The 26323-nt window shown below is 60.5% G+C and carries 22 protein-coding genes and 3 pseudogenes; 10 read left to right on the top strand and 15 right to left on the bottom strand.

Going from position 1 to position 26323, the window contains the following annotated elements:
* The first annotated feature begins 465 nt into the window (after nucleotides 1–465).
* Nucleotides 466–603: a hypothetical protein gene (locus tag JO965_RS33090; RefSeq protein ID WP_203446263.1), complete on the top strand. Its 138-nt coding sequence runs from the start codon at nucleotides 466–468 to the stop codon at nucleotides 601–603.
* Nucleotides 604–757: 154 nt separating this feature from the next.
* Here the strand turns inward: JO965_RS33090 and JO965_RS33085 are convergent, their stop codons facing one another.
* From JO965_RS33085 to JO965_RS33075, 3 genes are all read right to left on the bottom strand, one after another.
* Complete coding sequence (locus JO965_RS33085) at nucleotides 758–1189, bottom strand: response regulator (protein WP_203446262.1); 432 nt, start codon at nucleotides 1187–1189, stop codon at nucleotides 758–760.
* A 303-nt stretch (nucleotides 1190–1492) separates the two neighbouring features.
* Nucleotides 1493–1918 carry a DUF3574 domain-containing protein gene (locus JO965_RS33080; RefSeq protein WP_203446261.1) on the bottom strand — a complete coding sequence of 142 codons (426 nt, stop codon included), beginning with the start codon at nucleotides 1916–1918 and terminating at the stop codon, nucleotides 1493–1495.
* A gap of 29 nt (nucleotides 1919–1947) precedes the next feature.
* A complete protein-coding gene (locus JO965_RS33075; protein WP_203446661.1) occupies nucleotides 1948–2184 on the bottom strand; it encodes a BrnA antitoxin family protein in 237 nt (78 codons plus the stop codon).
* A gap of 200 nt (nucleotides 2185–2384) precedes the next feature.
* Here JO965_RS33075 and JO965_RS33070 point away from each other — a divergent pair, with 200 nt between their 5' ends.
* Complete coding sequence (locus JO965_RS33070; protein WP_203446260.1) at nucleotides 2385–2591, top strand: cold-shock protein; 207 nt, start codon at nucleotides 2385–2387, stop codon at nucleotides 2589–2591.
* 346 nt (nucleotides 2592–2937) lie between these two features.
* Here JO965_RS33070 and JO965_RS33065 read toward each other — a convergent pair whose 3' ends face one another.
* Both JO965_RS33065 and JO965_RS33060 read right to left on the bottom strand, forming a co-directional pair.
* A complete protein-coding gene (locus tag JO965_RS33065; RefSeq protein WP_203446259.1) occupies nucleotides 2938–3615 on the bottom strand; it encodes a hypothetical protein in 678 nt (225 codons plus the stop codon).
* Between the two features lie 176 nt (nucleotides 3616–3791).
* A complete protein-coding gene (locus tag JO965_RS33060) occupies nucleotides 3792–4550 on the bottom strand; it encodes a response regulator transcription factor (RefSeq protein ID WP_203446258.1) in 759 nt (252 codons plus the stop codon).
* A gap of 540 nt (nucleotides 4551–5090) precedes the next feature.
* Here JO965_RS33060 and JO965_RS33055 point away from each other — a divergent pair.
* Together JO965_RS33055 and JO965_RS33050 are read left to right on the top strand one after the other, a co-directional pair.
* Nucleotides 5091–5297 carry a hypothetical protein gene (locus JO965_RS33055; RefSeq protein WP_203446257.1) on the top strand — a complete coding sequence of 69 codons (207 nt, stop codon included), beginning with the start codon at nucleotides 5091–5093 and terminating at the stop codon, nucleotides 5295–5297.
* 372 nt (nucleotides 5298–5669) lie between these two features.
* Entirely contained in the window at nucleotides 5670–6704 is a 1035-nt protein-coding gene (locus JO965_RS33050) for an IS481 family transposase (RefSeq protein WP_203446256.1), read from the top strand.
* A gap of 187 nt (nucleotides 6705–6891) precedes the next feature.
* On the opposite strand, the gene JO965_RS33045 is transcribed toward JO965_RS33050, so the two are convergent.
* The 3 genes from JO965_RS33045 to JO965_RS49670 all read right to left on the bottom strand — a co-directional run bounded on the left by JO965_RS33045 (nucleotide 6892) and on the right by JO965_RS49670 (nucleotide 9361).
* On the bottom strand, nucleotides 6892–8493 hold the full coding sequence (locus JO965_RS33045) for a sensor histidine kinase (protein ID WP_203446255.1): 1602 nt from the start codon (nucleotides 8491–8493) through the stop codon (nucleotides 6892–6894).
* Nucleotides 8474–8647: a type II toxin-antitoxin system ParD family antitoxin gene (locus JO965_RS33040; RefSeq protein WP_203446254.1), complete on the bottom strand. Its 174-nt coding sequence runs from the start codon at nucleotides 8645–8647 to the stop codon at nucleotides 8474–8476. The genes JO965_RS33045 and JO965_RS33040 overlap by 20 nt, the downstream gene beginning before the upstream one ends.
* A 309-nt stretch (nucleotides 8648–8956) precedes the next feature.
* Complete coding sequence (locus JO965_RS49670; RefSeq protein ID WP_371826981.1) at nucleotides 8957–9361, bottom strand: response regulator; 405 nt, start codon at nucleotides 9359–9361, stop codon at nucleotides 8957–8959.
* Nucleotides 9362–9710: 349 nt separating this feature from the next.
* Between JO965_RS49670 and JO965_RS33035 the strand changes: the two are divergent.
* Nucleotides 9711–10288 (top strand): annotated as a pseudogene (locus JO965_RS33035) (class I poly(R)-hydroxyalkanoic acid synthase); the annotation flags it as partial.
* A 53-nt stretch (nucleotides 10289–10341) separates the two neighbouring features.
* On the opposite strand, the gene JO965_RS33030 reads toward JO965_RS33035, so the two are convergent.
* Nucleotides 10342–11199, bottom strand: coding sequence for a class I SAM-dependent methyltransferase (locus tag JO965_RS33030; RefSeq protein WP_203446114.1), 858 nt, complete (start codon nucleotides 11197–11199; stop codon nucleotides 10342–10344).
* A gap of 234 nt (nucleotides 11200–11433) precedes the next feature.
* Between JO965_RS33030 and JO965_RS33025 the strand changes: the two are divergent.
* The 3 genes and pseudogenes from JO965_RS33025 to JO965_RS33015 all read left to right on the top strand — a co-directional run bounded on the left by JO965_RS33025 (nucleotide 11434) and on the right by JO965_RS33015 (nucleotide 15215).
* A pseudogene (locus JO965_RS33025) lies at nucleotides 11434–12465 on the top strand (IS110 family transposase).
* A 487-nt stretch (nucleotides 12466–12952) separates the two neighbouring features.
* The gene (locus JO965_RS33020) at nucleotides 12953–13390 is read left to right on the top strand and encodes a PPC domain-containing DNA-binding protein (protein WP_203446252.1); all 438 of its coding nucleotides are present in this window, start codon (nucleotides 12953–12955) and stop codon (nucleotides 13388–13390) included.
* Nucleotides 13391–13607: 217 nt separating this feature from the next.
* Nucleotides 13608–15215 (top strand): alpha-amylase family glycosyl hydrolase, encoded by a 1608-nt coding sequence (locus JO965_RS33015; protein ID WP_203446251.1) that lies wholly within the window; start codon nucleotides 13608–13610, stop codon nucleotides 15213–15215.
* Nucleotides 15216–15245: 30 nt separating this feature from the next.
* Here the strand turns inward: JO965_RS33015 and JO965_RS33010 are convergent, their stop codons facing one another.
* The 3 genes and pseudogenes from JO965_RS33010 to JO965_RS33000 form a co-directional block, all read right to left on the bottom strand.
* Complete coding sequence (locus JO965_RS33010; protein ID WP_203446250.1) at nucleotides 15246–16886, bottom strand: alpha-amylase family protein; 1641 nt, start codon at nucleotides 16884–16886, stop codon at nucleotides 15246–15248.
* Between the two features lie 11 nt (nucleotides 16887–16897).
* A pseudogene (locus JO965_RS33005) lies at nucleotides 16898–17950 on the bottom strand (SDR family oxidoreductase); the annotation flags it as partial.
* Between the two features lie 176 nt (nucleotides 17951–18126).
* The gene (locus JO965_RS33000; RefSeq protein ID WP_203446248.1) at nucleotides 18127–19914 is read right to left on the bottom strand and encodes a thiamine pyrophosphate-requiring protein; all 1788 of its coding nucleotides are present in this window, start codon (nucleotides 19912–19914) and stop codon (nucleotides 18127–18129) included.
* A 476-nt stretch (nucleotides 19915–20390) separates the two neighbouring features.
* Between JO965_RS33000 and JO965_RS32995 the strand changes: the two genes are divergently transcribed.
* Complete coding sequence (locus JO965_RS32995; protein WP_203446247.1) at nucleotides 20391–22079, top strand: recombinase family protein; 1689 nt, start codon at nucleotides 20391–20393, stop codon at nucleotides 22077–22079.
* A gap of 121 nt (nucleotides 22080–22200) precedes the next feature.
* Here JO965_RS32995 and JO965_RS32990 read toward each other — a convergent pair whose 3' ends face one another.
* On the bottom strand, nucleotides 22201–23100 hold the full coding sequence (locus JO965_RS32990; RefSeq protein ID WP_203446246.1) for a hypothetical protein: 900 nt from the start codon (nucleotides 23098–23100) through the stop codon (nucleotides 22201–22203).
* A 248-nt stretch (nucleotides 23101–23348) separates the two neighbouring features.
* Nucleotides 23349–23777 (bottom strand): hypothetical protein, encoded by a 429-nt coding sequence (locus JO965_RS32985; RefSeq protein WP_203446245.1) that lies wholly within the window; start codon nucleotides 23775–23777, stop codon nucleotides 23349–23351.
* A 267-nt stretch (nucleotides 23778–24044) separates the two neighbouring features.
* Between JO965_RS32985 and JO965_RS32980 the strand changes: the two genes are divergently transcribed.
* Nucleotides 24045–24395 (top strand): hypothetical protein, encoded by a 351-nt coding sequence (locus JO965_RS32980; protein WP_203441367.1) that lies wholly within the window; start codon nucleotides 24045–24047, stop codon nucleotides 24393–24395.
* Between the two features lie 338 nt (nucleotides 24396–24733).
* Here JO965_RS32980 and JO965_RS32975 read toward each other — a convergent pair whose 3' ends face one another.
* Nucleotides 24734–25180 carry a CBS domain-containing protein gene (locus tag JO965_RS32975; protein ID WP_203441368.1) on the bottom strand — a complete coding sequence of 149 codons (447 nt, stop codon included), beginning with the start codon at nucleotides 25178–25180 and terminating at the stop codon, nucleotides 24734–24736.
* Nucleotides 25181–26323 lie beyond the last annotated feature (1143 nt).

The following is a 26323-nucleotide window of genomic DNA, read 5'->3' as shown; positions in this document are numbered from 1 at the left end:
GCGTCTTTGTCGCGGAGGCAACAGGTGCCAAGGAAGGCATTTTGTTCGGTCGGTGATCCCACCCTTTTTGTTCATGATCGGCTTTGCACCTGAATTGAAGAGCCAGGGTTTGCTCGGCCTCAGACCAAGCCGGGCGTCCGGCATGGAACCTCCTCTCCCGATCGGGTTTGATTTCTTCGCAAAGGGGAGCAACCCCTATGAAAGGCTATGTTTGCGGGATGAGCAGAACCAGCGGGTCTGCACCGTGACCGCATCGATGCGGATCGAACGGCACGGCCCATCCCATCAGGGGCCACATTCCTGGAGCGCGTAAGTCTCGAGGGGCTATCATGGGATGCTCTGATGAGGACTTCTATCAAGGAGCTTATCGAACTGGCGCATGCCGGAAAGACACCTTGACCGTATTGGCAACCAACTATCAGCCAGCTACGTTCTCTTCGATGTGTGACGCACGGTGGGTTCCTGATGACCCGGAAGGATCGTGTTGCGCTGTGGGGACGCGTAGGCCTTGTCCTGGTGTCCCTTGCCCTGATCGGTGGGATTGTGGCCGAGCCGCTTCTCCGGCCCATGTGGTCGGCCCATTTGACCGTTGCCCAGCGGTAGTAACAACCCATCGCCGCCTCGGCAACGGAGAATGGATACAACCGTCCTTGTTGAGGAGGCGGTACCGTCGCTCGGCTGGTGAAAGAACACCTTGCTGTGGCCGGCGTGATCCGGGCCGCGGCCGTCGAAGACGACAATCACGCGGAAGGATCCGTCACTGTGTCGGCGTTCCTGTCAATGCGCGTTCAATCGTCTCCACCAATTCCGTGAGGCGGTACGGCTTGGCGAGAAAAGGCATTCCCGCTGATGCGCATAGGCCGTGGCAGATCCGAGAGCGGCCTGAGGTGAAGACAACCGACAAAAGCGGCTGGAGAGACAAGGCAGCTTGCGCCAGCTCAAAACCGTCTTGACCGCCCAGATTGATGTCGGTGAACAGAACATCCACGGACACATCCCGCAAAAGGATCTCGGCCTCTTCAGCGCTCGCTGCCGTGAAGACCTCGTAGCCCGCATCCGTCAGGGCCTCGGCCGCAATCTCGCCGATGATCAATTCGTCCTCAACGACGAGAACACGTTGACGCAGGGACTTCGGGGCTGATTTCTTCGCCGGCTCGGGGCGGGTCCATGGGGACAGGATCGGTGTCATGTACGCAACCTCACTGTACACATCCGTGTGGTTAACGGCCGATTGTGGCAGGCGTTCAGGCCACGATCCGGCAAGTATCAGGTATGGTCAGCAAAGAGTTAAGGGCTGCCCACGCGTTCTTGTTCAGCGGGGCACTTCGCAACTACTGAGACGGCTTGGGTGCAATTGAAAGAGCGGCGGTCACGGGTAGGGTCGGATAGCCAACTAAGCTCCGACACACTTCAAGATCACCCAAGCCGTCTCAATAATAAGCTGCTGGCCAGGTCGAAATACCTTTCAACGGTTCGCAGCACTCATGTTTGATCAGAACCGTGCGCAGGTCGCCGTTCGCTCGCGCAGGACGGCCTCCTGGTCAAAGCGCTGCCGGTACGCGGCGATGATCTCTGAAATCTTGCTCCGTGCTGTGAAATCACCGGCATGGAGCACGGTCACGACTTCGGATCTCTCTCGTTCGAGGTGGCCGTTCGCATTCCGCCATTGCCCGGTTGCCTTCACCACCGTCAGGCCATCAGGAAAGCGGGGCGTGATGCTCTCATTCAGGAACCGCTGCCACTCGGCCTCGCGAACTGCTCCTCCATTCGGGCGGTTACGGCCAAAGTACAGCGTGTCGCGGACCATCGATTGATCGCCCGCGTCGCACATCCATCCGCTCGGATGCGTGGCCAGAGAAGACGAGACGCAGCCTGTCATTCCCAGAAGAAACAGCGCCAGGATCCCATGCCAGTGCATATGGTTAGCCTGCTTCGGGCGACCGCCATTCACTTGCCGGCAGCCTTGCGGAGGGCTGCATTGATCCGGTCCTGCCAGCCTGGGCCGTCCTCCTGGAAGAACTCCAGCACATCCTGGTCGATGCGCAGGGTGACGGTCTCCTTTACGCCAGGAATGGATGCAGTTTTGGGCGGCTCCTCGATCGGCTTCGTTGTCGCCTTCTTGAAGGCAGCTTCGGCAGCCTTCAGTAGATCGTTCGGACGGCGCCCACCTGGTGATCGCGACATCATCTTCCTCCCGGTTAGGTCCGGTCTCCGGTGACATGAAATAGCGAGATTTCTCAACGGAGCAACTCAAGGACGGGTATTCCATTGATGCTTGCCAACCCTTGGTCCCGCAACTAGCTTTCCTCCGCTGGGAGTAGGGCGGCAAAGGCAGAGTGGTATCAGACACCATTCGGGCCGATGGAGAGGGAATACAGACGACAATGGCGACAGGTACGGTGAAGTGGTTCAACGAGACCAAAGGTTATGGCTTCATCCAGCCGGATACCGGGTGCAAGGATGTTTTCGTGCATATCAGTGCGGTTGAGCGTGCTGGTCTCAGAGGTCTGAGCGAAGGGCAGAAGGTTTCCTACGAGGTCCAGTCCGACCGCAGGACCGGCAAGGAGTCGGCTGTCGATCTGAAGGTATAAGGCACTTCAAGACATGATGCGGATTGTCCGCAGTTCCGAACAGCCGCTCCTGTTGGGAGCGGCCATTTTGTTGTGCCCTGCCCGGTCGAGCAAAGCCCAACGGTAGAGACACGATGATGGTCTTTCTGACCGATGAGTGTCTCGTCAAAGAGCACCTGAGGAAGCTCGCGCTCATCATGGACCACGATAGCTACTCTGAGATCTTAGCTCCGAGGCGTTGCAGAATTTGCTGGCAAAAGCTTTGAAGTCAGATCGCCGGTATGCTCTTTAAGTCCCGTGGTTTGGGTTTCACATCGTTGATGTGGGCGATCCCGCCGATGCGAACTCAATCGCCTTGAGCAAAGGCTCAGCGCCCCTGGGGCTGCAACGAGCGGGCGAGCTCCCGGATCACGCTGTCCTCGATGTTGAGCCTGTCGAGGTCTTGCTCGGTCTCAGCGTCCAGGATCGGCTCGGAAGGCTCGGGGGCACGCACCGCCCGGGATGGTTGCGGCTGGGGCTCGCCAGCACGGTGATCCAGCACATCAAGCAGGCTATGAAGGGCCGCATTCGTGACTTCCACCTCCGAAGCAGATGGCAGGCCGGCGAGCGCTATCGAGCGCGCCCGATAGCTGAGGTCACTGGAAACTTCGGGCCCAAACCAGACCGGCGGCTGGAACTTCCGGGCTGACCTGTCTTGTTTGAACGTAATGCTGATCAGATCGAGCGGCGCCGGGGTGATGACGCGCTGGATGGTGGCGTTGTGAGAACCGATGGCGATCGTGATGCTCAGATACTCGATCCGCCCAGCGGTCAGCTCGAGCAGGGCTTCCGCCTGCGAGCGGGAGATCCCAGCTGGCTCCTCATGGGGATCGGCTGCGGACTGGGAGACCAGGATGAGGTGGCCGGTCTCGCCTGCCAGCTGCACGTGGGCGCTCCGGTCTGCCCGATCCGGGAAGAAGCCCTGCCGGACGCGCTGACCTCCCCGCTCCTTCTCGATCAGCCGAGCCAAGGCGGAGGCGAGCAGAAAGACACGGGTGGTGCTCATCGGTGTCAGCTTTCTACAAAGGGTGCTGCGGGTCGGTCCAGCTCTGCTCAAGCTAGGGTGTGACGGTGAGCTGGGAAAGAGAGTGCGGCACTCTCTGCATCAGCCGCAAACCGATGGTGACCAGCGCCCTCCGCACGAGCGCACGTGCCGCGTCAGACAGCCCTTCGGATCCGGCCCTAGGCGTTGATGAAGGAGCGATCGGCAACCCGGAGGTTCTCGTTGGCCCACATCGCGGCCTGAGTGCGATTGGCAGCTCCAATCTTGCGGAGGATGGATTTCACGTGGACCTTGATGGTGGCCTCCGTGATGTCGAGCTTTCGTGCGATCACCTTGTTAGCCTCACCTCCCATGAGAGACTGGAGGATCACCATCTCTCTCGGGGAGAGTTTGCCCGCTTTCGGATCATGAGAGGTCAACTCAGCGACCGATGAGGTCTGAGCCGCGCTTGAAGTCAAAGGTGCGTGGTTGAGAAGTGCTTGAAGCACTGTCCCAGGAAGCACCTGTTCGCCCAGCATGGTGAGCTCGAGGATGTTGATCAGAACCTCCCGCTCTGCGGTCGCGATGCAGACGCTATCGATCTCCCTCGCGACCGCCAGATGGATCAAGCCAAGATCAAAGCGGTCCGCGATCAGCACAACACGTGCCGCAGGATTCTGGCACTTGGCCAGTTCGATAAACTGAAGCGTCTGTTCAGATGATCCGCCGGCATCAACAATAAACAGAGCCGGATGTGGGCTCGCCTCACCGGAGAGGGCGGTATGCCCATGGTGGTCAACCACAACGAAGGGTGTGCCCGTGAGGAGCTGGGCGAGACCGGCTTGAAGCAGCGAACTCCCGCCGAGCAACACAGTCTCAATGGCCTGATCGACGCCACCTGAAGCGCCAGCCACTGGCGCCTTCGGCTGCGCGGCGCAGCCGTATTCGTCTTTCAACATTCCCCGCCCCCTGAGGTCCGCCCCGCGCAAACGCGGTACGTTCATCCATGAAGAGGAAGAACCCGGATCTGATCAAGAGGTCGGCAGCCTGGTTAGCCACTAAGGAGTAAACGTTACTCCGTAAGAATGTTGAAGCGTTTGGCTTGTCTCAGGACGTATCTTGATCGGGCTTCTTTCGGAAGCATGGAGAGAAACCTGGGCACCACTTCCTGCCTTCCCAGACAACAACAGAGGTCCCGGCGGGACCTCAAGTTTCTCCGAGGAAGCAAGCAACACCGTCGAACAAAGGTGAGTTTCCGCCTGGCATTGAGAGAATAAACCACAGTTGTCCCGGACGAGTGACGGGATGGTCCGGAACCCGCCAGTTCCGACAAAGAGAAGCGCCTGGCGTGTGGCAAAGGCGCTTGAGCTCCAGGAAGGACCGCCCCCATCCGCTCCTCATGGTCTGGACCCGAATGCCCGATGGATGAGGCTGTGGCTGTACCTAAGCGGGCACAGGCATCGAAGATGCACGGTCAGAGGCTGGCCAGCAGGAGGCTAATGCCGATCAATACAGCAAGGGAGACGACAAATCGAATAGCAGCCGACGTGAATGTTGGTGTCGACACAGGAGACAAAGCAGGCGCTGTGACTTCTGTCTGCGTCATGGTGAATCTCTTCGATCAATTCGGCTGGTTCTGGAAAATCGGCACAGAGAGAGCGATCGTGCCGCTCGGCCGCCGCTCATCTGTCCGATTTACGCGCTGATGTCTGTAGCCGACAGGACACACGGCCGGTCCTGATGCCGCTGATCGTCGGCGGGTCTGTCCCAGTCGAAGCACAAGCGATTTGGCCCAACACATGAGCAGGGCTCGTCGAATCCTCTAGTGGTCGACAGCGCCAAGAGTTGAGAGCCGTATGACGTGTGCCTAATCCTCTGTCGCATCAGCCTGCTTGGCCGACGTTGATCGTTTGCGTGACTCGCGCGTGTAAGTGTTCGGCCGGGTCACAGGCTTGGGTTGAAGTAGTTGGAACTTAATCTGACAGACGGTGTCGATTGGCTGAGGCATGAGCCGAGGCTGGGCGCGGAGTGGTCGGGGTGCGCAGCGCCCGGCCTCGGCGTTCACAAGGAACACCGCCATGACCCGCGAGCAGAAGATCATCCGCGCCAAGGTTGGCCTGCTGGAACTGGCCAAGCAGCTCGGCAATGTCAGCCAGGCCTGCCACATGATGGGCTACTCGCGCGACAGCTTTTACCGCTTCAAGGAGCTCTACGAGACCGGCGGCGAGATGGCCCTGCAGGAGCTGACCCGGCGCAAGCCGCTCCTGGCCAACCGCACCCCGGCCGAGGTCGAGACGATCATTGTCGACCTCTCTCTGGAGCAGCCTGCCTTCGGTCAGATCCGCATCGCCAACGAGGTGCGCAAGCGCGGTCACTCGATCTCGCCCGCCGGCGTGCGCGGGGTGTGGCAGCGGCATGATCTCGAAACCATGAACAAGCGCCTCAAGGCGCTCGAAGCGAAAGTGGCCCAGGAGGGCCTGATCCTGACCGAGAGCCAGTTGGCTGCCTTGGAGAAGGCCAAGACTGAAAAAGAAGCGCACGGCGAGTTCGAGAGTGAATGCCCCGGCTATTGCGGCGGCCAGGACACCTTTTACGTTGGCAACATGAAAGGAGTGGGACGGATCTACCAACAGACGTTCATCGACACCTACACCAAGGTGGCGTTCGCCAAGCTATACGATCGCAAGACGCCGATTACCGCTGCCGACCTGCTCAACGACCGTGTCCTGCCGTTCTTCGATGCCCACGAGGTGAAGCTGTGTCGGGTGCTCACCGATCGTGGCACGGAATACTGCGGCAATCCCGAACACCATGAGTACGAACTCTACTTGGCGGTCGAGGACGTGGATCATTCCAGGACCAAGACCAAGAATCCTCAGACCAATGGCATCGTTGAGCGCTTCCACAAGACGGTGCTGGATGAATTCTATCGCGTGGCCTTCCGCAAGAAGATTTATGGCTCGATTGCGGAGCTACAGAGCGATCTTGATGCTTGGGTCCGGAGTTATAATGAGGAGCGGCCGCATCAGGGGCGGTGGTGCTTCGGCAAGACGCCGATGCAGACCTTCTTCGATGCGGTGCCGCTGGCAAAGGAGAAAATGATTGCAGCCTGATCCGGTCGGACAGGCTCGACCCGATCACTCTCTGACGCCGAGTGTCCGATCAAATGCCGACTACTACACAGGACGTCCTCCCTCCGGAGCCATTTGATCGCTGGAGTGCGCTATCCCCCACCGTTGAGACAAACGATTCAGAGCCACGAGCAGTCGTTACTCAAACCCGTAGCAATAGGAAGAATCTTTACCGTTCGAGCTGAGTCTCAACCGCCAGCGGCGAAACCATGGTGCAAACTACACCACTAGGCTCGAACTTGATTTCCACCTTGCCGCTCAACTCCTGAGCAAGGCTGCGCTCAATCAATCTCGTTCCAAAACCTCTGCAGCTCGGCTCCTGAACAGGCGGGCCTCCCATTTCCTCCCAGCACATTTCCATCACGGGCTGGCCCGCATCGCCCGTCAGTGTCCAGACAATCATCACCCGGCCTGTCCCATTCGAGAGTGCACCGTACTTCACCGCATTCGTCACAAGCTCCTGGAGTGCCATGGCCATCGCCAGCGCAACGCGAGGGGATAGCCTGACCTCAGGCCCTCGGATGTCGAAGCGACCATCGCCGTACCAGCGGTAAGGCTCGATGGCTTGGCAAATGATTTCACGCAGATAAGCGCCTTCCCAGTTCTCACGGGTCAGAACATCATGAGCTCGCGATAAGGCAATCAGGCGGCTTGCGATAGCTTCCCTGGCCGCTTCCGGTGTCGCAGCCGTGCGCAGGGTCTGACTTGTGATGGATTGAACGGTAGCAAGGGTATTTTTCACCCGATGATTCAACTCGTTGATCAGTAGGCGCTGATGCTCCTCTGCCCTTTTTCGCTCGCTGATGTCCCTGAAGTAGACCGACAGCCCGCCATCGGCTGTTGGATAGATGCTGATATCCACCCAGTATTTTACAATGGGCGATAAAGCCTCAATGCGCACCGGGCGGCGCTCCTGCATCGCCTGTTGATGGGCCTTATAGGGAATACTAGCGACAGATTGAGGGAACTCTTCCCAATAGACCTTGCCAATAAGGTCCTCACGCCTGCGGCTCCAAATCTCTTCGGTCTTGCGGTTGATGTAGGTGAAGCGCCACTCATGATCCACAGCATAGAAGGCGTCCGAGATACTCTCCAGGATCTCCCAAAGCCGCTCTTGGCTCTCGCGTAGGTCCTGCTCGCTTTGCCGCTCCTCCGTACGATCGCGCAGGATCTTGAGATAGCCCAGTAGCTCGCCATCCTTGATGGGCATAAGAACACCGTTCCCCCAGAAACAGGTTCCGTCCTTCTTCAGGTGCCAGCGTTCGTCCCCGGCTCGTCCTTGAGCCACAGCGGTTTGCATCTCCTTCTTCGGCACACCTGCTTCCCGGTCCTCAGAGGTGAAGAAGAATGCTCCATTGCGTCCGAGGACCTCATCTTCATCCCAGCCGAGGATGTTCCGCGCTCCGCTGTTCCAGCTTGTGACAGCGCCATTCAGGTCAAGCGTGATGATGGCGTAGTCCGTTGCGCTCTCAAGGATGGCGCGAAGCCAGCTTTCACTGGCACGCAGTGAATTCCGGGATTGCCTGAGTTCCCTGATGCGCGAACTGGCGCTAGCCAGCCTGTGAGCGTGCTCTAATGCGACGGAGGCTATGTCCTCTTGTACTTTGTCCGCCGTAGAAGCCGCAGTAGCGTTGCTTTCGGCACGTCGAGCCGTCAACTGAGTCCGAAGATACTCGTTCTCATGCTCTAGCTTCTCAAGACGCTGGAGCGTCGCCTCAAGCTGCTGAAGCAGGCTATTCTGGTCCAACAACTCAGGATTTTTGTCGCTCATGCTCAGACGCTCGGCGGGGGCTGTTCTGAATCTTTTCTTCCCGTATAAGCAGCCTCAGAGCCGCGCGGACCACCTCACTCGCGCTCTGATATTGTCCAGAAGCCACACGGGCTGCAACGAACTGTTCCAGTTTCGGGGTGATGGAAACATTCATGGTTCTGCGTGCTGACATAGCCAGGGAGGTTAAGGGTGAGCGGCTGAGTGTCAAGGTGTGCCACACCCCCCCCAATCTCGGCATTAGTGCTCAGACGCTTTACTCCGTCACCGTCTAGCAGGCCGCGACGACAAGGACACTCCAAGCCAACCGCTCTTCACTCTCTGCCTTGAGGGCCGCGGCGAAGGGTTCTGACAGAACCCCTTCTTCCACCCGCGCAAGATGGCCTATCTTTGATACCGGATCGGGAATGCAGTGCTGACGTCAGAGTGGGTTGTCAGCCAAAGCAAGAAAATCGCAGCCTCAAGCCTATCGCTGACGCTCCTTAGGCTGAGATTGACGGACTTCTACAATCCCATAATCCGCCAAAGCGTTGTGGAGCGCGTCGATGGTTGATGGGATAGACACCCAGGGCATCTGCTGAAACTCAGGCAGAGCATGTTTTTGTTCATGAGGTGAGTAGACAATGATTGGCACTTTCCGCTGCTTCAGTTCACGCGCCATTCCAACGCAGGAGCCAGACTGCAAGTCAACATCCAAGACCGCTATGTCAGGGGTGTCGGTCGCGAGCCACTTCATCGCGCCAGCACAAGTAAACGGGCCCGCAACTGCATAGCCTTGATCCTCCAGATCATCGGCTAGGTACATGCCAATAGCGGCATTGCTCTCGACGAGTAACGCACAAGGGCGTCCCGCGGCACTGGACCGGGCCACAGCATATTCCCTTCTACGCCATATTCTTAGTCGCTTATCGGAACGCTGTACTTGGGCGCGTCACCAGACCAGTCATAGAGGCGTATCCATGCTGGATGTAGTTACGATTACACACCTTCTTCAATGAAAACAATTGCCCATAATTTATACTATTAAACGATTAGTAATATAAATCTCTGCGAGAGCAGCTAAATGGGAATGTGTTGCGCTTTTTATTACGGAGCTTCAGCGATCGTGACCGATGGCGGAGGGTGGCGTGTTCAAGAGCTCTGTTGCATTAACCTGTCAAGCCGCAGGATCTAGTAGCTGCTTCAGCGGACAGATACGCTATAGCTTGTGCCTCGCACAGTTAATGCAACATGGGGGCCTGATCTGGCCCTACGTCGTCGACGTGTACCTGAAGGGACAGACGCCGCTGCCGTTGGACCTCCTGTACTGGAACTCGGATTCGACCCGCATTCCCGCAGCGAACCACAGCTTCTATCTGCGGCGCTGCTACATCAACAATGATCTCTCGCAGCGGCGCATCCAAATGGGCGGCGTCACCCTCGACCTCTCGAAGGTGACCACACCGATCTACCATCTGGCGGCCCAGGAGGACCATATTGCACCGGCGCGGTCGGTGTTCTCAGGGGCCCAGTTCCATGGGGGCTCCATCCGGTTTGTCGTGGCCGGTTCGGGTCATATCGCCGGAGTTGTGAACCCGCCGGCACGGAACCGAGACCAGTACTGGACTGACGGGCCGCCTGTGGGGGAACTCGAGACCTGGCTCGAAGCCGCGCAGGAGCACCCGGGCTCCTGGTGGCCGGACTGCAGGACTGGAGCGAGGCACAGGACGGGAGACACGTTCCGGCCCGGGAGATCGGCGGGGGTAGGCTCACCCCCATTGAGGATGCGCCGGGCAGCTATGTCCGGGTGAAAAGCTGAGCACAGGACCGCTGCCGTCGGTGTTTCGGTTGCCATGATCTTCCTTCAAGTGCTCAACTCGCATGCCCCCAGGCGCTGTCCAAGAGCCGCAAGTGTGCGATGCCATAGGGCTGAACGCCCGTGAACAAGCGAACCCAGGGCCAGAGCAGATCGTAGGGCCAGCCCAGCCGCTCCATCACCGGGTAGGTGCCAATTACATGCCAGCGCGGTTCGCCAAGCGAAAGCTCCTCCGGGCACGCCAGACCCCATCTGAACTCAGCCCCGAGCCGGCGCAGCGACAGATTCAGCCATGCCTGGCCGACCATGTGGGAACAGTAGTAGTCGTAGGCGAACTCGGCCGGGCCACCCCCTTGTACCTCTGCCAGGTCTCGCGCCAGCTGAAAAACCTGCGCGCGCTCGAGATACATCAAGAGACCTTCGGCGACCACGAAGGTCGGGCCACGCAGATCGCCAAGGCTGGAGGTCCAACCGGCCTCGGTAACTGAGGCGCTCACCAGGCACCTGCGCGGGTGGGGCGGGAACAGGGTGCGTCGCAACTCCACAACCTCGGGGAGATCGACATCCACCCAGCGGAGCCGACCGTTATCAAGCCGCTCAAACTGGGTCGACAGGCCAGACCCCAGGCTGAGCACCTGAGCGTCGGGGTGAGGGTTGAGGAAGTCACGCAAGAGCCGATCCAAGACCAGACTGCGCTCGACCAAGCCCCGCAGCATCTCCCGGTCAGCTTCGAATGGGGTGAGGTCGTAAGCAAGGCGCACGACGATCGCTTCGGCCGTTGGATCAGCAAAGCCCCGGTGAGGGAGAAGACGGCGGGCGAGCGCGCGTGCAGCCAGGGGGATGAGCAAGGTCTGCTCGACGCAGCCCAGACCCGCAATCGAGCGTCCGGTGTTCGGTTGGACAGTCAATCCCACGCTCGCTCTCTTCGTGGAGGTGAGGCATCGTCAACTTAACGGGTTTCGCCTGCGTTTTGTGAATTTTTCGCCCAGAGTGGATAATGGACGTCCAATGGCTTCGCCCTGAGCGTGATGACTTCCAACAGCCCTTATTTGCTTAAGTTGATGGAGTGGACGCTCCCTGCTCATCGGCATCAAAGTGCCAAAGGGTGGTCGTCATGAAGAGGGCCACAAGGGGAGGGAGCGTCCGCCATGCAGATTACCACAGTCGGCCTGGATCTGGCCAAACACATCTCCCAGGTGCACGCCGTTGATGCCGCCGGCCAAGTCGTGGCTCGCAAGAGGCTGCGCCGCACGGAGATGCTGTCGTTCTTTGCAGATCTCCCACCGTGCCTGATCGGCATGGAGGCGTGCGCGACCGCTCACCACTGGGCACGTGAGCTGACCAAGCTGGGGCATGCAGTCAAGCTGATGCCGCCGACTTACGTCAAAGCTTATGTCAAACGCGGCAAGACCGACGCGGCCGATGCCGAGGCAATCTGCGAGGCCGTGACCCGCCCGAGCATGCGCTTCGTGCCGGTCAAATCAGCCGAGCAGCAGAGCGTCTTGATGCTCCACCGGGTGCGAGCGCTTCTGATCCGCCAGCGCACCATGCTGGTCAATGCCCTACGCGGGCATTTGGCCGAGTTCGGCATCATCATCGCGCAAGGGATCAGTCGCATCCGCGAGTTGATCGCAATCCTTACGGATGAGAGTGACAAGGCCGTGCTGCCGTCGCTGGCCCGCCGGGCTCTGGCGCCTGTTGTCGACCAGCTGATCGATCTGCAGCCGCGGATCCGAGCGCTTGAGGGCGAACTGCTGGCCTGGCACCGGCAGAGCTAGGAGAGCCAAAGGCTTGAGACGATCCCCGGCGTGGGCTTCATCACTGCTACGGCCCTCGCGGCGACCGTTCCCGATCCGTCCCACTTCCGCTCCGGCCGGGAGTTTGCCGCTTGGCTGGGACTGACCCCGCGGCCGAACTCGTCAGGCGGCAAGGAGCGGTTGGGGCGGATCTCGAAGATGGGCGATGGCTACCTGCGAACGCTGCTGGTGGTCGGCGCGACAGCGGTGATCCGTTACGCCCGAACGAAGACAGCGGCAGACACCGCTTGGATCAACAGTCTGCTGACGAGGAAACCAGTTCGGCTGGTCTCTGTGGCTCTAGCTAACAAGACGGCGCGGATCGCCTGGGCACTGCTGGCCAGAGGCGAGGCCTATCGATCTGCCGTGGTGGCTGCCGCTTGATGGGTTGCTACGGATTGAAGTTCTGAGTTTGGGAAGGGTGACGATGACGTGATGCAAACCGGTCGAGCCGGGATCAGGCAAACCCGAGGTACTGTCAGAGCTGCGAGCTCGCCAAGTTGTGAGGGATCTGATCTGCGGACTGACATCAGGGCCCGCGGCCACACGAGCCGCACTCACAGGCCGTAGATATGACTGCCCCGACCACTTGCACTCACGTTCAACAAAACCCTTGCCGGCAGGGAGCGTCCAGATATGACAATGCCAGCCAGATAGCATGGCTGATCACCTCGGCCAGGAAGCGGTGGCGGGTATAGTGAGGATCACGGGTCGGTTTCATCCCTCACAGATACCCCGATCTGGTCACCCGCCGGTTAACCTGACGGTGCCCTCTCGCGACTGCACCCGGAACGGCAGAGCAACTCAGCCCGTTGATGCTGCTGAGAGGAGTTGGACCGAACTTCCGACTTTGGCCAGAGGGTAGTGTCAGATGAAGTACAAGCTGATCCATGAGAGCGACGACCAGCGGACCTTTGTTGCCATCCTGGAGACTGGCGATGAAATCATGGCCAGTCTCAAGAGCTTGGCGAGCGAGCAAAGCCTCTCTGCGGCCCAGATCACAGCAATTGGCGCTCTCAGTGATGCGGTGGTGTCCTATTTTGATTGGGAGACCAAGACCTACTTGGAGATCCCTGTCAATGAGCAGGTCGAGGTCGCGTCCCTTAACGGTGACATCGGTCTTGACGAAGCAGGCAAGCCCGCAATCCACATTCATCTGGTTTTGGGCAGACAGGATGGTAGCGCGATTGCTGGTCATTTAGCGAGAGGATATGTCCGCCCGACGCTTGAGGTTATCATCACCGAGGCACCGACTCACCTTCAACGATGCAAGGACGCGGAAACAGGTCTCAATCTTATCCGCATCTGAGGATGCGCCCTTTGCGAGATTCATCCCAATCGTGACATATTCTCCAATAGACGCCGCCCGTAAGCGGTGCTCAAAACCTCCACGGTGGCACACCAAGTTCGCTGGAGCGACTCCAGCAGAATCATGATGCGGGTCTCATTCGTGCTGTCGGAACTGGTCGGCGCCCACCGAATTTGCCCCTCCAGCCGAGCCTTGGTCCAGCAGTGGAGCGAACCTTATGCCTGAGACGACATGGTGGAAGCATGGCATCGTTTATCAGATCTATCCTCGCTCGTTTCAGGACAGCAACGGCGACGGCATCGGTGATCTGAAGGGCATTTGCCAGCGCCTTGACTATTTCACCTGGCTTGGCGTCGACGCAATCTGGATCTCGCCGATCTACAACTCACCCATGGCCGACTTCGGCTATGATGTGGCCGATTACTGCGGCATCGATCCGATTTTCGGTACACTGGACGATTTCGATCACCTTGTTGGGGAGGCACACGCCAAAGGGCTCAAGGTCATCCTCGATTTTGTACCCAATCATACGTCAGATCGACATCCCTGGTTTCAGGAGAGCCGCTCGTCAAGAAACACTCCGAAGCGCGACTGGTACATCTGGCGTGATCCCACGCCGGACGGTGGCCCGCCGAACAACTGGATTAGCAATTTCGGCGGATCGGCATGGGAGTGGGCTGATGCGACAGGACAATACTACTACCATGCCTTCCTGAGGGAGCAGCCGGACCTCAACTGGCGCAATCCTGAGGTGCGTACGGCCATGTACGATGTCTTACGCTTCTGGCTTGACCGCGGTGTCGACGGCTTTCGGGTCGATGTGATCTGGCACCTGATCAAGGATGAGCATTTCCGGGACAATCCACCGAACCTCGCCTATCAGCCGACCCAGGCGGAGATCAATCGCTTTCTCCAAGTCTATTCAGCCGACCAGCCGGAAGTGCACGAAGTTGTAAGTGATATGCGCCGCGTGCTGGAGGAGTATCCGGAGCGGGTGCTCATTGGGGAGATCTACCTGCCGCTGGAACGCCTCGTCAGCTATTACGGCCAGGATCTTGCCGGTGCTCATCTGCCTTTCAATTTCCAGCTCATTCATACGGCGTGGAATGCGCGAGAGATCGCGGCCCTCATCGATGAGTACGAGGCCGTCCTCCCTGAGGGTGGCTGGCCGAATTGGGTGCTCGGCAATCATGATCAGCCGCGGATCGGCGCCCGTGTCGGGCCGCCGCAGACGCGGGTGGCTGCCATGCTGCTTCTGACTCTCAGAGGTACGCCGACCATGTACTACGGCGACGAGATTGGGATTGGCAAAGTGGAGATCCCACCAGAGGCAGTCCAGGATCCTTGGGAGAAGACTGAGCCAGGGCTGGGACTGGGACGCGATCCGGAACGGACGCCCATGCACTGGGATGGCTCAGCCAACGGGGGCTTTACAAGCGGCAGGCCCTGGCTTCCACTGGATTCGACCTTCGCATCCCGTAATGTGGAGGGACTGCAGAATGATCCTACCTCCATCCTGATGCTCTACCGACGTCTAATCGCGCTGCGGCGGAAGCACTTGGCCTTGAGCATTGGTCGCTACACGCCAGTCACGGCAGAAGGCGATGTCCTGGCCTATGAGCGGCAGCATGGGATGGAGTGCTTTCTAGTGGCGCTAAACCTTGGCTCCCAGCCGCATACTCTTTCGTTGCCGGACGGGGCACGCGGACGGGTATTGCTGTCGACCTTGCAAGGTCGGAGTGAAGACATGACGGGAACACAGGTCAATCTGGGGCCTGACGAGGGGCTCATCATTTCACTCGAGAAGAACGAGCTCTCCGGGTAGCCTTCAGGAGAAAGGGCTGTTACCCAGAATCTACCGCCGCTCACCCTGCGCACGAAACCAACGGTAGCCATAGGCACTCAGGGGAATCGCCTCGGAAGCGTCGCGCATAGTCCGATCATCCTGGTCGCAGAAGAGAGGCCGCAACCGGCTGACATCGTCGAGCGGGAACTCTACTTCAACCGCGTGATCGCCAAGATTATGGAAGGTCAGGACAGTCTCTCCCTGCCAGTCGTAACGTAGGGCAAGAACGCTGGTTTCTGCTGTCTCAAGGACCTGGCACTTGCCCCAGCCGATCTCGGGGCACGCGCGCCGCGTGCGGATGAGCCGTTGCAGAACGCTCATCAGAGAGCCATCAAGATCGTGTTGAGCCGCAACGTTTATGCAACGGTAGTCGAAGGCTCCATCCGAGATAACAGGCCGCACGAGTTGCTTGGCCGGTGCTGTCGAGAATCCTGCATTGGGCTCGTCGGCCCATTGCATTGGGGTTCTAATCGAGTTGCGCTCTGGCAGAGAGAGGTCATCTCCCATGCCGATCTCGTCGCCGTACCAGAGCACAGGCGTTCCTGGTAGGGCGAACATGAGGCTGAATGCCTGTTTGAGCCGCTGCCCGTCGCCGCTGAGCATGGGCGCCAGACGTCGCCGAATGCCGCGCTCATAGGCCTGCATCTCAGGAGCCGGGCCGAAGGCCGCGAAAACCTCGCTGCGCTCTGCATCCGACAGCCGTCCGAGATCAATTTCATCATGATTGCGCAGGAAGCTCGCCCATTGGCTCTTCGGAGGAATCGCAGGGGTCTGTGCCATGACACGACGGATCGGCTCGGCATCTTTGCGGGTCAGCCCCAGAAACAGGTGCTGGTTTAACATGAAGTGGAAGATCATGTGGAGCCGATCGCCCGAGGGACCGAAATACTCGTCCACTTGATCCATAGTAATGTTGGCCTCAGCCAGCAGCATACCCTCGGCGCGGCGCCACGACACGAAACCCCGCAGTTCATTGAGATACTGGTGAGGGTCATCTTTCGGCTGCTCCCCGGCTGGGAGACCACGGTACTCGATCAGGAAGGGAGCCGCATCGAGCCGGAACCCGGATACACCGAGCTGTAGCCAGAAGCCCATCACCTTCTCGAGTTCCTCACGCACCTCCGGGTTCGCGATGTTGAGGTCGGCTTGGTGCTTATAGAAGCGGTGCATGTACCAAGCCTGCGCAACCTCGTCGTAGGTCCAAGTCGTGTCCTGCACGCCGGGAAAGACAACGCCCTCGTGGATGTTCTCAGGCTTCTCCTTCGACCAGACGTACCACTCGCGGTAGCGCGAGTTCGGATCTCGCCGCGCCTCCTGAAACCAAGGATGATCGATGGAGGTATGGTTCGCCACAAGATCGATGATGACCCGCAGACCTCTGTCGTGGGCTGCATGCGTGAAGGCGACAAAGTCGCCAAGGGTCCCGAGCCGCGGATCGACGGCGTAGAAGTCTGTGACGTCGTAGCCATTGTCCCGATTCGGGGTCGGATAGAATGGCAGCAGCCAGATGCAGGTGGCCCCGAGAGCCTCGACATGATCGAGCCGATCCGCAAGACCGCCGAAGTCGCCGATACCATCTCCATTCGAATCCATGAAGGTTTCGACATCGACGCAGTAGATGACGGCGTTCTTGTACCAGAGATCGAGCATCTTGAACCCACCTAGCCGATCATGCGAGCGGCGTGCTCCCGCTCCGGCAGACGACGCGAGCGTGTCGGAGGAGTTCTCTTGCCCCAATACCACGCCGCCGTGATGGCACCGGCAATGCCGCCAAGTGCAACAGCCGCGAGGATGCCGCGCGCTGTTGTGCCTGAGACCGAAAGCACCTGCTGACGGGAGCGCGAGCCGAAGCGTCCACGCGCTCCAGGATCGCCGGGAGGCACATCGAACAGGTTATCGTCGCGAGGCGTTGCTGGCTCGTCCGCCATCTGCCCTTCCCAGGCTCGGCGTGCCATCAAGCGGTCGAGGAGACCGGGGGCCACCATGGTTCCCAGAATTGCCTGGATCGTGGGGCTGCCGATCCACATCTCGCGCGGGGCCTCCAATGCGGCCCGCATGATTGCCTCAGCCACGGCTTCCGGCTCATAGATCGGTGGCACAGGCTGCAGCCCCCGTGGCAAGTGACTGCGTGCCCATTCGAACTGCGGGGTATTAACGGCGGGAAGCTGCACCATCGTGAGGCGAATCCCACTGCCGTCGTGCTGCAACTCACTCCGGAGGGAATCGGTAAAGCCCCGCACGGCGAATTTCGCTGCGCAATAGGCCGACTGCAACGGGATCGAGCGATAACTGAGGGTCGACCCAATCTGAACGATCGTGCCTGAATTCCTCGTGCGCATGTGATGGAGGGCCGCCAGGGTACCATGGACCTGTCCTAGATATGTGACCTCCGTTACCCGGCGGATCTCATCGGAGCTGAGAGCTGTCGCAGGACCGAAGACCGACGCCATGGCGTTATTGATCCAGATGTCGATATGTCCCCAGGTGGAGACCACTTGAGCCGCTGCCTCGTCGATTGCGCCTGCATCCGCCACGTCAGCGGCGAGAACCAGCGTTTGACCGCCTGCCTGCTCGACTTCGTGGGCTGCACTCGCAAGGCGTTCATGTCCACGGGCGATCAGAGCAACCCGCCAGCCTTCCCGCCCGAACGCAATGGCCACCGCACGGCCGACCCCTGCGGATGCTCCGGTTATTACGACAACCGGCTCGTTCCGATTGGACTTGTCTCCGGTCCCGTGTTCTCTTGGATTGGCCCGACGCCTATTGCGAGCGTTGTTAGTCACTGTCGGCCTTTGCTCTCGAGAAGACGCATCCAGAGTGATAAGAAGCGACCGTTTGGCAGGTTCCATCGACACGCTTCTGGCTCAAAGGGCTGAAGGTCCATTGTCCCTTACTCCTTCGATGGCAGGATCGATCCGACGAGGCTTCGTGCCGTATCGAGGATCACGCTTCCGCTCTCCGGGTCCTCTTTGGCAAGAGCCTCCATGAAATGGCGCGCCTGCTTCAACGTGATGTGCGGCGGTAGCGGCGGCACGTTGGGATCCGTCACCATGTCGAGCACGAAGGGCCTGTCGGCTGAAAGGGCCGCCTCCCATGCGGGGCCGACTTGCTCCGGATTCTCGATCCGGAGCGCTCCAAGCCCGATTGATCGGGCGAACTCGGCATACGGCACGTCAGGAAGCTGCTGTGAGGGCTCCCATTTCGGGTCGCCGGTCTGGACGCGTTCCTCCCATGTCACATAAGCAAGGTCGCGATTGTTCAGCACCATGACCACCAAGCGAGGATCAGCCCATCGTGTCCAGTACTTCGAGATCGTGATGAGTTCCGTCAGGCCGTTCATCTGCATCGCACCATCACCGACGAGTGCGATCACCGGACGATCGGGATGAGAGAACTTGGCTGCAACGGCGTACGGTACAGCGCAGCCCATGGTCGCAAGGGTGCCTGAAACCGAGCCCATCATCCCACGCCGGAAATGGAGATTGCGCGCATACCACACTGTTGTAGTGCCGCTGTCCGCAGTCACTATACAGCGGTCCGGCAGGCGCTGCGACAACTCCCATGCAACGCGTTGCGGGTTGATCGGATCAGCCGGGGCTAAAGCCATTCCACGAATCTCTGCCTGCAACGAGGCTACGCTGGCCTCGACCGTCTCCCGCCAGGACCGATCCTGCTTCTCGTTCAGCATGGGAAGGAGTGCAGTCAGCGTTGCGGCGGCGTCACCCAGGAGATTGACCTCCATCGGGTATCTTAATCCCAGCATGCCGGCATCCCTGTCGATCTGGACTCCGCGAGCTTTTCCCTTCTTCGGCAGGAATTCCGTGTAGGGGAAGCTCGACCCCACCATGAGAAGAGTGTCGCAATCCTGCATCAGATCCCAACTGGCCTTCGTTCCCAAAAGACCGATCGATCCGGTGCAGAAGGGCACATCATCAGGAACCGCCGCTTTGCCGAGCAGTGCCTTGGCAACCCCAGCCCCAAGCCGCTCCGCGACGGCCACGACCTCGTCCGTTGCCGCGAGCGCGCCCGCCCCGACCAGAATCGCCACCCGCTCACCGGCATTGAGCACCTCCGCCGCCGGCGCCAAAGCCGCGGCATCGGGAACGACGGGCGACAGCTCGATGCCCACGCCTGAATGGGTCATGGCATGCTCGTGGGTGGGCTGCACCATCGAGGCAAGTTGGAGGTCATTGGGGAGAATGAGGCAGGTGACCCGGCGCTCGCCCTTGGCGATGCGATAGGCGCGATCGATCAGATGCCGCACCTGAGCCGATGTTGATGCTGTCTCCACATAGGCGCCAGCCACATCCTTGAAGAGCGACTGCAGGTCGAGATCCTGCTGGTAATGAGAGCCGATCGCCGTGCGGGCCTGCTGCCCGACAAGGGCCAGCACCGGCTGGTGATCAAGCTTCGCATCGTAGAGGCCGTTCAGGAGGTGGATCGCACCGGGTCCGGAGGTTGCGATACAGACGCCGACTTCGCCTGTGAACTTCGCGTGGCCGCAAGCCATCAGGCCTGCCATCTCCTCATGGCGAGCTTGAACGAAATCGATGGCACCGTCCAGCCTTGCAAGAGCGCTGATCAGCCCGCCGATCCCGTCGCCCGGGTAGCCATAGACCCGGTGTACGCCCCAGGCCTGTAAACGCTGCCAAATGAAGTCCGAGACGGTTTCGGCCATGACGCTCTCCTGTCAGGTTTCAGCTCCGTCAACCTCTACCGCTCCATGAGAGTTGCATGGCATCGCCTCAGTGCTGCTTAAGGATTTAGGGTGGTGAGCGCGCCGGGACTCGAACGGAAAACCCTCTGACAAAAAGTCAGAGTGCCTTCCGCCTGCGAACACCCTGTAGATGGTAGATTCACAAACGACAAATTCTGCTACGTCCGGCTTGGCCGTTTGGTTCTGACATGGAGCCGGGTTCCGTTTAGCCCCTGCCGCCGACGTGCGGCCCAACAGGGTTCTGCTCCCGAGGCATCCCGCCCCCAGGGAGCAGATCATGCGCCAGCCACCGTGGAGGATCGTACGGCACTGGGCCCACCACCCGGATGCGCAGCGGCGTTGGGACCGTGCGTTCCAGCTGCTCCTGGAAACGGCACGCCCGGCCGAACCCGACCCGGACGGCGGCGGGGGCGAGGCGACCCTACAGGAGAGCCCCCATGCTAATCCTCGCCGCTTATGGCCGCGCCTCCACCCAGCGCCAGGTTCAAAGTCAGTCGACTGAACAGCAGATCGAACGGTTGCGAGCCTACGCTCTCGCACAAGGGACAGATCTGGCCCCCGAGTACATCTTTCGCGACGATGGCTACAGTGGCTCCAGCCTGCAACGCCCTGGGCTCGATAGGTTGCGCGATGCTGTCGCAAGCGCCCGCCTCGACCGCATCCTGATCACAAGCCCGGACCGCCTGGCTCGCAACTACGTTCATCAGGTTCTGCTGGTGGAGGAGCTTCAGAAGCATGGTGCCACGGTCGAGTTCCTTGACCGGCCCATGAGCCAGGATCCGCATGATCAATTGCTCCTCCAGATCCGCGGCGCGGTGGCCGAGTACGAGCGAACCCTGATTACCGAGCGCATGCGTCGCGGCCGGCTGCGGCGGCTCAAGGCGGGAACGCTGTTGCCGTGGACGCGTCCACCTTACGGCTACCGTCTTGATCCCGACCGCCCGCGAGACCCGGCTGGCGTGCGCATTGACGAAGCCGAAGCCGCCGTCGTGCGCGATCTTTTCGCCTGGTACATCGAAGGCGCGACCATGATCGCGTTGATCCAGCGCCTGGCCCGACTTGGCATTGCCTCGCCCACGGGATGCATGACTTGGAGCCCCTCGGCCTTGCGGTGCTTGCTCACCAATCCGGCCTATGCGGGTCAGATCTTTGCCAACCGCATGCGAACCAGCCCTCCGCAAACGCGATACTCGGCGCTGCGCCCGGTCGGCCACTCAAAAGGAACGCGCCGGCCTACCGATGTGGCGGAGTGGATCGCGGTGGCCTCTGTTCCGGCCATCATCAGCCGGGAGCAGTTTGACGCGGCCGCCGCACGGCTGGTGTATAATCGCCGGATGGCCCCACGTAACAACCGGGTGCATCAGTATCTTCTGCGCGGGCTTGTCAGCTGCGGATGCTGTCGGCGTGCCTGCACCGGCCGCCGGCTGCCGCCAGCTTATGATTACTATCTGTGCCGCACGAAGACCCAACTGCGCCTGCTCGTTCCTGGTGAGCGTTGCCCGGCGCGCTATATTCCGGCCAGGCCTCTGGAGGAGCTGGTCTGGCAGGATCTTTGTGAGGTGCTGCAGCATCCAGAGGTTATCGCGCAAGCCATGGAGCGAGCCCGCAGCGGTCATTGGCTGCCGCAGGAATGGCAGGCCCGGCGGGAGAACCTGCGGCGCGGCCGGATGAGCCTGACCCAGCAGATCGAACGACTGACCGAGGCTTACTTAGGCGGGGTCGTGCCCTTAGCCGAGTTTGAGCGGCGGCGCCGGGAAACCGAGGGCCGCTTGGGGGCTTTGGAGAGGCAAGAACAGGAACTCCTTGCTGACGCACGCGATCGGCATGAGACGGCGCGCTTGGCGGATAATGCTGAAGAGTTCTGCCGACGCGTTCGCGATGGATTGGCCAGTGCCGACTTCGACCGCAAGCGGGCTCTTCTCGAGCTGCTCGTTGATCGCGTTGTTGTCACTGACGGTGAGGTGGAGATCCGCTACGCCTTCCCAACCGGCCCCAACGGTGAACGCGAGCCGTTTTGTCGGTTGCGTACAGACTATCTAGCCACTCCTCCCATGTCGCTTCGTGCGCTAACGGGGATTGCTGAAGAAGGTGTCCTCCGTGGCCAGATCAGTGATGAGCTGCGCTAAAGCCTGGACCGCCGACAGCAACTCCTGTCTCTCATCCTCTGTCAACTGCCCGATCGGAGCGCTCCAGCACCGATCCGACACAGGATTCTCCACCTCAGCCGTGTGCAGGACAGGCCCGTTCTCATCCCAGCTTACTGTCAGCGTTGGCATCGCACAGCTCCTGAACCAGCCGATCCACCAAACGACTGCTCATGAGAATATCGCATCCGGCTGAGATCACGAACCGTCTACACCATAGGTTACGGCTTCCCGCCCAACCGAGGCGAGGCCGTTCCGATGCGATCGTCGCCTGCTCCTTGCCCTCCGCCGAGAACCTCTGGATCGTCGCCTTGGGCTCCGGCTCCACCCCCAGGTTGCCGGCGGAGCCGACGCCGACATAAAGCCGGCCATCCGGCCCGATCTCGAGGTCGCGGTTGGCGTGCCCCTGCACGACCCCGAAGACCCCCCGGGCGGTGATAAGCTTCTGACCGTCCATGACCGGATCAGGCTTACGCTGCTCCGGCGGGACATCCGCCGCGCGGCGTGGTTGCGCTCCCTGGCTGCGGACTGCCCCATCCTGATATGCCAAGCTCCAGATGCCCTCCTGGTCGGCCACCAGCAACTCACCGCGCCGATGGGCAATGCCGTTGGGCTTATTGAAGCCGGCCGCGAAGCGCTCAACCCATTCGGCGCGTCCATCCTGGTCGGCATCGCGCAGGATGAAAATGGTGCCCGACCCCTGGCTCACAACGGCCAGATCGCCGTTGGGGAGCACGAGGGCCTGACGCGGATTGTCGAGTTTGTCGGCAAAGAGCGACACCTCAAAGGCTTCTGGCACGACAGGTGTCTTATTCTCCCTGTCCAGGATCAGGGGAGGATTGCGCACAATAGGGCCCTCAAAGGGTTTTGGGAGCTGATCCGCCTTGACCTCGAAGCGTTGGCCGATGGCTTGATCGGAGCCTGGACTAATGGTCTGCGCCTGAGCAAGGGCTGAGGCTGACAAAATCAGGAGCAAAACGGCAGAAAGTGGGGTGCTGGGCATGCGAAATCTCCGGGCACGTCCGCTTTCGAAAAGCAGATGCCAAAGGCTCTGTTCCGGCTCCGCCCGCCTCGGTGCTTCACAAACGTGTGCTTGGAGCATGAAAAATCTGGGGGGCGGCTGGTCGTCCGGTACTCTTGGGACCATGCTCGATGCTCCATCATCCCTTATCCACCAGCACAAGATGAGCCTTGGCGACCGTGGTCGAGCCTCACAGGCCTTTCTATCAACGGCTCCTCGGATCGTCTGGATCACTCTGGTTCTTCTTCGAGCGACCGGCACACACCCGACAGAAAGTCTCGGATCCTGTAGAGGCTGAAGGTCATGGGCGTGCTCGACAGGCTGACGTGGAGCATCCCGATCGGCGAGGCGCCAATCCGGAAGAAGCCGACGAACTCGCTCGTGCTGAGGAGGCCTTTCTGCAGTTTCTGCGAGTATGTTGCGTCATCGGGAAGCGCATTGGTGAGGATCAGGGTCGAGGTGTCGAAGTCGAAGCTCTGCCAGGTCATGGCAAACGGATCGGCCGGATCGGCCTCCTCAATTCTCCCCTCGGCATTGGACCTGACATGCGACAGCGTGGTGCAATGAAGCCGCGCAGCTTCGGCACCGTCGGGTAACAGCCCCGCGCCGGCGGTCAGGAAGGCCGCGAGGCGCACTGAAATTACCGTGGCGATCCTCATCGGAGGCTGACCAAGAACCGTGCACTGCACTCCACCCAACCATAACGCATGCAGGGCCGGAAACGATGTCAAGGCGACTCACAAACGGAGTATAATCCCGTGACTGTGACCATGGCTGATCGTCACCGACGATCGATGCCCAGTCATCTCGGAGAGGGAGCATCGCTTGCCTGACTCCAGCTGGCCTCACCCATGAGAGCAATGGCGGCGATCCTGCGGTGCCGGTAGTCAGGTTTGGCCGTTCGGTCGCACCATTGGAGGAACCCGATGCGCCTGCCGCCCGCCCTGCCGATATGCCTGGCTCTCGCCGCGTGCGTCTCGTCGGGAGAACAGCAGCAGACACAGCCCTTACCGCCCGCGAATGTGGGCGACACCCGGGCCGCGGCTGCCGTGCCGGCCCCGCCGATCGCCCCCGCGCCCACCAATGCGAAACATATCGTCTACAACGGGGCCGGCGGCTACGTCCTGCCCGACGGCACGACGGCGGCGGGAGACGGATCGGGCGGCTTCCGGCTGCCGAACGGGGCCTACGTCGCGCCCGACGGAACGGGCGGTGTGACACTGCCGAACGGCACCAAGTGCATGTCCGATGGCGCGCGGGGATATTTATGCCAGTAACGAGGGAGCCTCGAAACGGCCACGACGGGCGCATGTTCCAGGAGTTCGCCGTGGGTCGGCACTGGGGTGCACTGCTGCAGTCTCGTCTGCTGTTACCCGTGGCGCGTAACCCAAGAGTAAAAGAGTAAATCGGACGCGCGCGAGAGAGAGCGTGAGGAAGTGTGGGGCACTCAGTCAGGGGCTGTTTCGAGAGCTCGCCATTTCAACACGTCTCCCTGCCCGCCAATGGGGCCGCCCTCAAGCGCTTCATCGCCGCCCCATAAGACCTCATGCTCTCCTTTATCGTTGTGCTGTTCTTCCCGGCGTCAGGCTGTTCTGGATCTCGCTAGGCCAAAGGCCTAATGCCGGGAACCGCCGGTCTGGCTGTGCAGGCCGCCCGGCTGTGAGATGCCGGCCATCGCGGTACCAACCTTCGCGGCCTTGTCGTTCATCGCCAGATCACCCAGCGACACAATGCCAACCAGGCGCTTGTCACGGTTGAGCACCGGCAGGCGGCGGACCTTGATGTCGGCCATGTTACGCTCCACCTTGACAGTGTCATCGTCCTCGAAGCAATACAGGACCTCGTCCGTCATCGCCTCACGGATCGGGGTGTCAGGGCCTCGGCCCTGGGCGACGGCCCGGATGGCGATATCACGGTCGGTGATCATGCCGACCAGGCGGTCGCCTTCGCGCACCGGCATGATGCCGGCATCCAGCTCGGCCATCAGCCGAGCCGCATCCCGGATGGTCTGGGTCGGCTCGATCAGCCGCACATCACGTGTCATGACTTCACTGATTTTCATGAGTTCCTCCTCATGCTGCGCCCCCGATACGATCTCGCTTCGTGGGCCTCGCGCCTCTCGGTGGGCGGGGACCTGCATGGCCAGCGCTATGCGGCCCCTGAGCCGGGCCTATCTCCACCCGTGGGGAGAACCCGCACTGCGTCGGATTGTGCCGCCAGCACCACATTGGGATGACAGCAGGACTCGCCACCTCCTCTAACCCGGCGGTCGTCATGCACAGCAGAGGCTCATTCGGGATCATGCCGGTCGAACGGGCGTAATCTACGTTGGTTCCGAAAGCCGCGTCCGGAACCAGGGGCATCAGGGTTCGTGCGGCCGTCGATCGGCAGGCTGAAATCTGCGAGGGGGTGGATGGTGGCGGCGGGCGCAGTTCGGTCTGACACGAACCTCGTTCCATCGGGCACCGTTCGAAACAACCAACACACTTCCTCAAGCTCCCCTCCTTGTGAGGGGGCATGAGGTCGTTAAACGCGGCTGGCCGGGAGTGATGTCAGGGCCACCTTGTTCGTACCCCGGATCCCTTGTCGTTTTGCGCCGCCCAATGTTGTCGCGGCCTCCCCGGCTCGGACGCAGCGCTATTTGCGTTAACGTCGCTCAACCAGCTGCAATCGGCGGGAAAGGGAGAGCCCTATGGATCAGAGATTGTGTCCACGGTGTTCCTGCGATGCAGCGTCGGTCCTGAGCTTCGCCCCGAATGATGGGTGCTTCGCGGCCGCTGTTCAGTGCCACGTCTGTGGCTTCGGGCAGCCCACCAAGCGTGGTTTCGCGGGCGAGCAGACCGCGCGGCAGGCTGCAAGGCCTGGGTGGAGGGAACGGGCCCCTCCCCTTAGTCCTGCTCTCGTCTGAAATAGATCGGATCAAGCTCATAATGCCTGGCTTGGCTACTGGGGGAGCGCGCAAGGTCTGTTCAACAAACCTCGGTAACTTGGACGAAGCGTGAACCTTGGTCCGACAGCATCCAATTTGACGCCGTTTTGCAGGTGCTCTCGCCTCGCGTAGCTCCTCAACGCGGTCGGCAGCCGGATGCCAGATGAAGGCCCGCTGTTTGATGGTACTAATCATCAGCTGAGAGATGGACAACGTGGCTAGGGCTTTGATCTCCTGGGAGTTTCTGGTTGCTTCAGCCGATGTCACACCTCAGCA

It is taken from the genome of Microvirga sp. VF16 (genome assembly GCF_016864375.1).
Classification (GTDB): domain Bacteria; phylum Pseudomonadota; class Alphaproteobacteria; order Rhizobiales; family Beijerinckiaceae; genus Microvirga.
This window is presented reverse-complemented; position numbering and strand designations above follow the sequence as displayed.